The sequence below is a fragment of the Prevotella sp. P4-119 genome, from assembly GCF_002251345.1.
In the GTDB taxonomy this organism is placed as follows: domain Bacteria; phylum Bacteroidota; class Bacteroidia; order Bacteroidales; family Bacteroidaceae; genus Prevotella.
This window is the reverse complement of sequence record NZ_NPJB01000032.1, coordinates 1-7,758: the sequence shown is the minus strand read 5'-3', so window position 1 is coordinate 7,758 and position 7,758 is coordinate 1. Positions and strand designations below refer to the sequence as shown.

The following is a 7,758-nucleotide window of genomic DNA, read 5'->3' as shown; positions in this document are numbered from 1 at the left end:
AAACAAAAAATTTTCTATTGTAATGTATTTTGCTAAAAATACGACAAAAAAGAAACCGATAAAAGAAAATAAAAAATTCGTTATTCTTATCTTTTCTTTTTGTTTTTACGAAAATATTTACTACTTTTGTAGTCATAATAAAAAGTACAACGTAACGATAAAAATACAATGGCAAAAAAACAAGATACTATCAGCATTGGCTTTGAAGAAAAGATATGGAAAGCAGCCGATATTCTGCGTGGTAACCTCAGTGCTTCACAATACGAGGGTGTGGTGCTCGGACTAATCTTTCTGAAATATATTAGTGATCGCTTCGAGCAGAAATTCAAGGAACTGCAAGACGATGAATATGCTGACCCTGAAGATAAAGACGAATATACAGCCGATAACGTTTTCTTTGTGCCACAAGAGGCTCGGTGGAGTAAGATTAGTGCTGCTGCCCACACACCGGAAATAGGCGTGGTAATAGATGAAGCACTTACCGCTATTGAACGTGAAAACGAAAGATTGAAGGGTATTCTGCCAAAGAACTTCGCCCGTCCGGAACTTGATAAGCGCCGTTTGGGTGATGTGGTAAATCTCTTTACCAACATAGAGATGCACGATGCTGGCGATGAGAAAGACCTGTTGGGCAGAACCTACGAATACTGTCTGCAGCAGTTTGCAAGCCTGGAGGGCAAAAATGGTGGCGAGTTCTATACGCCTTCCTGCATTGTTCGCACGCTTGTTGAGATATTAGAGCCTTACGAGGGTAGAGTTTATGACCCCTGTTGCGGTTCGGGCGGTATGTTTGTGCAGAGTGCCAAATTCATAGAGCGTCACAAGGGAAACCTACGCAAAATCAGTATCTACGGACAGGAAGCAAATCCCGATACGTGGAAGATGGCACACATGAACCTTGCCATCCGTGGCTTGGACGGTAATCTTGGCAAAGTCTTTGCCGACACATTCTTCGATGATCAGCACCCCACACTGAAGGCAGATTTTATTCTTGCCAATCCTCCTTTCAATCTCAGCGACTGGGGGCAGAGTGCGCTTCAGGAAGACGTGCGCTGGCAGTTTGGTTTACCACCGGCAGGCAATGCCAACTTTGCGTGGATACAACACATGATTCACCATCTAGCACCAAACGGAAAAATTGGTTTGGTGTTGGCGAACGGTGCGCTTTCAAGTAATACTGGCGGCGAGGGACAGATTCGCCAAGCCATTATCGAAGCCGACTTGGTAGAGGGAATTGTTGCTTTGCCTTCACAGCTGTTTTATAGCGTTCAAATACCCGTAACCCTTTGGTTTATCAATCGCAATAAATCACAGAAGGGCAAGACCGTGTTTATCGACGCCCGCAATCTGGGCACGATGGTAACTCGCAAACTGCGTGAGTTGATGCCTGATACGGATATTAAAAAAATCTCTGACACCTTCCATGCGTTCCAGCAGGGAACACTAGAGGATGAAAAGGGCTTCTGTGCCGTATGCACCACCGAACAGATTGCTGCTCAGGACTTCATTCTGACTCCTGGAAGATACGTAGGAATCGCCGAAGACCAAGACGACGGAGTGCCTTTCGAGGAGAAAATGACGAATCTTACCGGAGAACTGAAAACTCTCTTTGAGGAAAGCAAGAAGCAGGAAGAAGAGATCAGATTGCAGTTGAAGAAAATTGGATGGGAGGTGTAAGTATGGAGTGGAAAGAAGATACTCTTGGAGATTTGTGTGAAATATCTTCTAGTAAGCGAATCTTTGCAAAGGAATACCAGTCTGATGGAGTTCCCTTTTATAGAGGTAAGGAAATTATAGCAAAGCAAAAGGGAAATGCAATCTCTAATGAACTTTTCATCTCAAGAAATCGGTATGAAGAGATAAAAGCCAGATATGGAGTTCCACAACAACGAGAATTATTGCTTACTTCTGTGGGTACTCTTGGGGTTCCTTATGTAATAAAGGAAGAAGAATTTTATTTCAAAGACGGGAATTTGACATGGTTTCGACATTTTAATGGATTAGATGTTGAATATCTTTATTATTGGTTTCTATCACCTTATGGGAAAAATGAGATAAATACAAAGGCTATAGGATCTACCCAAAAAGCTTTGACTATTGATAGTTTGAGCAAATTTGATATAAAGATTCCTGTTAATTTGGAAGACCAGCGCCGCATTGCTTCCATCCTTTCTTCTCTCGACCGGAAGATAGAGTTGAACAACAAGATCAATGCTGATTTGGAGGAGATGGCGCAGGCTATTTTCAAGAATTGGTTCGTTGACTTTGAGCCTTTCAAGGATGGTAAGTTCGTGGATAGTGAATTAGGAATGATTCCGGAAGGATGGAAAGTAGGAACGCTTGGGGAGCTATGCAATTTTAAGCGAGGCAAAAACTTGCTTACAAAGAATGCTATTGATGAAGGTGTTCCTGTTGTTGCAGGAGGTTTAGAACCTTCTTGCTATCATAATGTAGCGAACACTGGAGCACCTGTAATTACCGTAAGTGGTTCTGGAGCAAATGCGGGTTTCATGAGAATGTATCATGTTCCTGTCTGGGCATCAGACTGTTCATTTATAGATATTTCGTGTGAGAATTTCTATTTTGTGTATTGCTTCTTAAAGGTGAACTCTAAATTATTAAAGCATGCGCAAACAGGTGCTGTTCAACCTCATGTGAAGCCATCGGATATTCATGACTTTGAATTGGTTATCCCTGATAAGGAAAGCATATATGAATTTCAAGATAAGGTAAAACCTTTCTTTGATAAAATTGCAGCAATTCAAAAGGAGAACTCCCGCCTCTCCCTTCTCCGCGACACCCTTCTCCCTCGCTTAATGTCAGGCGAGATAGAAGTCCCGGAATAACGGGAACTACGAAAAAATATAACGAGAAAGAAAATATAAAATATTAACAATATGGCAGACGACAAGAAATTCACCGAAGACGCATACGAGCAAACGCTCATTGCCCTGTTCAGAGACGAACTCGGCTATGCGTATGAGTGTGGCTATGAGGTAGATCGCAACTACACCGAGCCGTTCTATCGTGCCGACTTGGATGCCGCGATGCTACGGATAAATCCAGAACTGCCAGCCGATGCTGTGGAAGAAGGAGTGGGAAAGATTACCACTATCCATATCGGTACACTTGAACAAAACAACGAGCAGTTTACCAAATGGATGCAAAACGGCGTGGAGGTGACGGTAAATAAGAATGGTGAAAGCCGAACTACCTTGATGCGCCTTATAGATTTTGACCATCCGGAACAAAACCTTTTTAAGGTGGTGAACCAATGGAGCGTGAGTGAATTTAAGAACAAGCGCTGTGATGTGGTGGTGATGGTCAACGGACTGCCCCTTGTAGTGATGGAACTGAAAAGTGCCATCAACGAAAATGCAACCATCGATAATGCCTATTTGCAGATAAAAAACTACCAACAAGATATTCCGAGCCTATTCACTTATAATGCGTTCAACGTGATTAGCGACATGAGCGAAACACGTGTCGGCACTATTACCGCCAAACAGGAACGCTACATGGAATGGAAAACCGTGGATGGCAATTATGAGTCAACTCTCGTTGCCGACTACCGCACCCTTTTCCTCGGCATGTTCCAAAAAGAGCGCTTGCTGGACATTCTGCAAAACTATATCTGCTTCGACAAGAACCAGGGTAAATACTCCAAGATTCTTACTGCCTACCATCAGTATTATGCCGTGGGAAAAGCCATGGAGCGCACCTATACGGCAGTGAAAGGTAACGGAAAAATTGGTGTGTTTTGGCACACGCAAGGTTCGGGCAAGAGCCTCTCGATGGTATTCTATGCCCACCAACTGGTGCAGCGACTGCCCGAAGTGACCATCGTAGTGGTGACCGACCGCAAAGACCTCGACAACCAACTCTATGGCCAGTTTTGCCGATGTCAAGACTTCCTTCGTCAAGAGCCCACCAACGCACAGAGCCGTGATGACCTCATCAATCTGTTGCTCAACCGCAAGAGTGGAGGAATCATCTTTACCACCATTCAGAAATTTGAAGAAGGCGATACGGCACTCTCTACCCGACGCAACATTATCGTCATGACCGATGAAGCCCACCGCTCGCAATATGGCGATGAGCATTGGGACACCAAGAGTCAGAGCATGAAGAAGGGATTCAGCCAGAAGATGCGCGAGGCTTTGCCCGGTGCTTCGTTTATCGGATTTACAGGTACTCCTATCAGCGACCGAGACCGAGATACAGAAGAGGTTTTTGGCAACTATATCGACGTTTACGACATGACTCAAGCCGTGAACGATGGCGCCACACGTCCTGTTTATTACGAGAGCCGAGTGGTAAACCTCAACCTTGACGAGGACACACTAAAACTGCTCAATGATGAGTTTGACAAGCTCTCAGACGAGGGAGCTACCGAGGAACAGATCAAAAAGGCAAAGCAGGAGCATAGCCGACTGGAAGTACTATTGGGCGAAGATGCTACGATTGACACCTTAGTCAAAGATATCATCAAGCACTACGAAGAAAACCGTGAACACGAACTCACAGGTAAAGCTATGATCGTGGCGCTGACAAGAAACATCGCCATCAAAATCTATCGGAAAATGCTGGAACTGCGACCTAACTGGACAGAGAAGGTGAAGGTGGTGATGAGCAGTGCAAATACAGACCCGCAAGACTGGCAACCTATTATAGGTAATGAAGCCTATAGAAAGGAGTTGGCTCGTAAATTCAAAGACAACGACGACCCCATGAAGATTGCCATCGTAAGAGATATGTGGTTGACGGGATTCGATGTTCCATCACTCGCCACCATGTACGTCTATAAACCGATGAGCGGTCATAATCTGATGCAAGCCATTGCCCGTGTGAACCGTGTGTTCCAGGCAGATGATGGCGAAAAGAAAGAAGGTGGACTGATTATCGACTACGTGGGTATTGCACAGGCATTGAAAAAAGCCATGCAGCAATATACTAACCGTGACCGCCGACGCTTTGGTGATCCCGATATTGCCAAGACAGCCCTGCTGAAATGGAAGGAAGAAATAGAGATTTGTCGTGACCAATTACATGGTTTCGATTATACTGGTTTCTTTGAACAAGACAACACGAAGCGAGCATCAGCCATTACAGGAGGTGCTAACTTCCTGATGTCGCCAGTCATGGAACAGAACAAGAAAAACTTCATGGAGCACAGCGCACAGCTGCATAATGCCGCAACGCTCTGTCGATCTCTACTCGACGAGAAACAGAAAACAGAGATGTGCTTCATGGATGCGCTGCGCGTAATGTTGCTTAAACTGTCACAAAAGGGCAAGATTAGTCGCCATGAAATCAACGAGCGTATTAGCAATTTGCTGCGCCAGAGTGTCAATAGCGAAGGAGTTATCAACCTTTTTGGCGACCGGCAGTTGGAGTTCTCACTCTTCGACGAAGCTTTCATCAAGGAGATTAGAAACATGAAGGAGCGCAATCTTGCCGTAGAACTGCTCGCAAAACTGATGAGAGAGAAAATCAAGATGCAGCAGAAAACCAACGTCACTCAAAGTGACCGCTTCTCGGATATGCTCGAAAAGAGTCTGTCCAACTATCTAAAAGGCTTGCTCACCAACGAGGAGGTAATAGAGGAGTTGCTGAAAATGGCGGAACAGATAAAACGAGCGGACGAACAAGGCAATAAACTTGGACTGACAGCAGAAGAAAAAGCGTTCTATGATGCACTCTCCACTCCAGAAGGTGTGCGTCAGGCTTATACAGATGAACAGTTTGTGGCGCTAACCAAAGAATTGACAGACGTGTTGCGACGCAACCGCACCATCGACTGGAATCGCAAAGAGTCGGCAAGGGCGAAGATGCGTATAATGGTGAAGCGACTACTCAAAAAATACAAATATCCACCTGAGGGTGCAAAAAAGGCGCTAGAAACAGTGATGCGTCAATGCGACCATTGGGCAGATGATGACAATAACGTAGAATAATAACCAAAACTCAAAAAATATACGAAAAAGAAAAAAAAGGAAGAATTTGATTAACGCTGAAAACTGACACTTCTACAGTATTCAGAACCTGCAAATTCAAAAATTCGGTAAGAAGACGTTGACAGCAAGGCGTTCACTCCTATCACGGCGTGGGCAATACTTGTTGTGTCTTACCGATGGCTCTTGCAGGTGCCTGAATGCTGGCAAAGCAGGATTGTTCATGCCGTTTCTTTAAAGAACCTAAAACAACTTTTGTAATGAATATATCAACAAAAATCCAAGAAACGATTGATGACTTAAAATCCTGTTCAGCTGATTTTTCAGTATGTTTTAACCTCTTACAGAAAGAAGAGATGAAACACAACCGATTAAAAATCATGGAGTGCTGGGGTGGAGTATTGGACGGTTTCATCGACAATGCGAATGAACAACTAATACAACTCAAAGAAGGTATTCTATGGTCAATGGTGGATGATAGAAGAAAGGAATTCTCCGATATTTCTGCCACATTTACACCTAACCTGAAGCAGTATGCTGAATACAAACAAGGCGAGGCGAAGAAGATAATTCAATCTATCATCTTTATGCTTGATGAAGCAAAAGGAGGTTTTCGGCAGTCACACCTTGGAGAGGATTATTATAATAACGTTTTCAATAACAACCTTGAGCGGTATAGAAAAGAAAACGAAGAACGTTTGGAAATGATATATAATCAAGACGATAGTGATCTTGCTTTTGCCCATCCTGATGAGAACGAACGGAAAAATTTTATGGTGGACAAAAGGCGTGATGAATTGTTTAAAACAAAGTATGGAAAAGAATATCACGAAACAGGTAGAAAAATCGCCGTATTGGTTAGTCGCATTTTCGATAAGAAAGATAAGGAAGATACGGAGGTTATTGCTTTTTTGGATAAGTATCTGGCTTTGCAAATTGCAGAGAGACACCTTAGACTAAAGAAAGAGCCTGTCTTTACAAATATTATTTTCAAAGAAAACGTAGATGTTGATAAGGTAATCCGAAAACTTGGTGATTTCTTGGAAGACAAAACGATAAGTGCGCAGAAGCACTGGTTTATTGTGCATAAGGTGTTTAGTACCAAGAAATGGTTAGCAACTAAAACGCAGGAAAAATTTAGAGACCAAATCATGGCAGCTTTTTCAAAAAGATTAAAATGTTCAAAAGAAGACTTTAAGAAAGTTGACACTTATTTTAAGAATAAAGATTATAAGAATTGGACGATGCATGACCCAACAGCGCCTCCCTGTTGTGACGAGTACCGAAAGATAGCATTGGCGCTTGATACTGAGTTTCAAGATGTTAAATATGCCAAACCGGGCAAATGTATAACCACAAAAAATCCAGAGAAATTCCGATAGGCATCCCCCTAAGATATCCCCCAAAATCACAAAACACATCCCCCAAATCCCCCAAAAAGGATTGGTATTTGGTAATTTTTGTTGATAATATACCGTAAAATGCCACAAATCCAGAAAAATTCCGAAAGGCATCCCCCTAAGATATCCCCCAAAATCACAAAACACATCCCCCAAATCCCCCAAATGGAAACGTGGGGGATTTTTTTGTAGCATACGTTTGAGGAATCATCTAATTTTGCACCAGTCGAAGGACAGAAGCCTTGGCGCGGTGCCGGTTTTCTTTTCCCCTTCGCATAAGAAAACAATGAGCGTATATTTCAATTTTACAATCATCAACTGGACGTTCTCGTTTAACGTGAGAATCGGTTCTAACTAAAACACATTTATTAATCTGAGTTGAACATTGCGGAGGATATTCCCAG

General features: G+C 43.1%; 4 protein-coding genes. All 4 read left to right on the top strand.

What is annotated here, in order from left to right:
- Window positions 1-168: 168 nt before the first annotated feature.
- The 4 genes from CIK89_RS04265 to CIK89_RS04250 all read left to right on the top strand — a co-directional run bounded on the left by CIK89_RS04265 (window position 169) and on the right by CIK89_RS04250 (window position 7,336).
- Window positions 169-1,677 carry a class I SAM-dependent DNA methyltransferase gene (locus CIK89_RS04265; RefSeq protein WP_094390208.1) on the top strand — a complete coding sequence of 503 codons (1,509 nt, stop codon included), beginning with the start codon at window positions 169-171 and terminating at the stop codon, window positions 1,675-1,677.
- A gap of 2 nt (window positions 1,678-1,679) precedes the next feature.
- The gene (locus CIK89_RS04260) at window positions 1,680-2,846 is read left to right on the top strand and encodes a restriction endonuclease subunit S (protein WP_094390207.1); all 1,167 of its coding nucleotides are present in this window, start codon (window positions 1,680-1,682) and stop codon (window positions 2,844-2,846) included.
- Between the two features lie 51 nt (window positions 2,847-2,897).
- A complete protein-coding gene (locus CIK89_RS04255) occupies window positions 2,898-5,957 on the top strand; it encodes a type I restriction endonuclease subunit R (RefSeq protein ID WP_094390206.1) in 3,060 nt (1,019 codons plus the stop codon).
- 257 nt (window positions 5,958-6,214) lie between these two features.
- Window positions 6,215-7,336: a hypothetical protein gene (locus CIK89_RS04250; RefSeq protein WP_144007342.1), complete on the top strand. Its 1,122-nt coding sequence runs from the start codon at window positions 6,215-6,217 to the stop codon at window positions 7,334-7,336.
- Window positions 7,337-7,758: the final 422 nt, after the last annotated feature.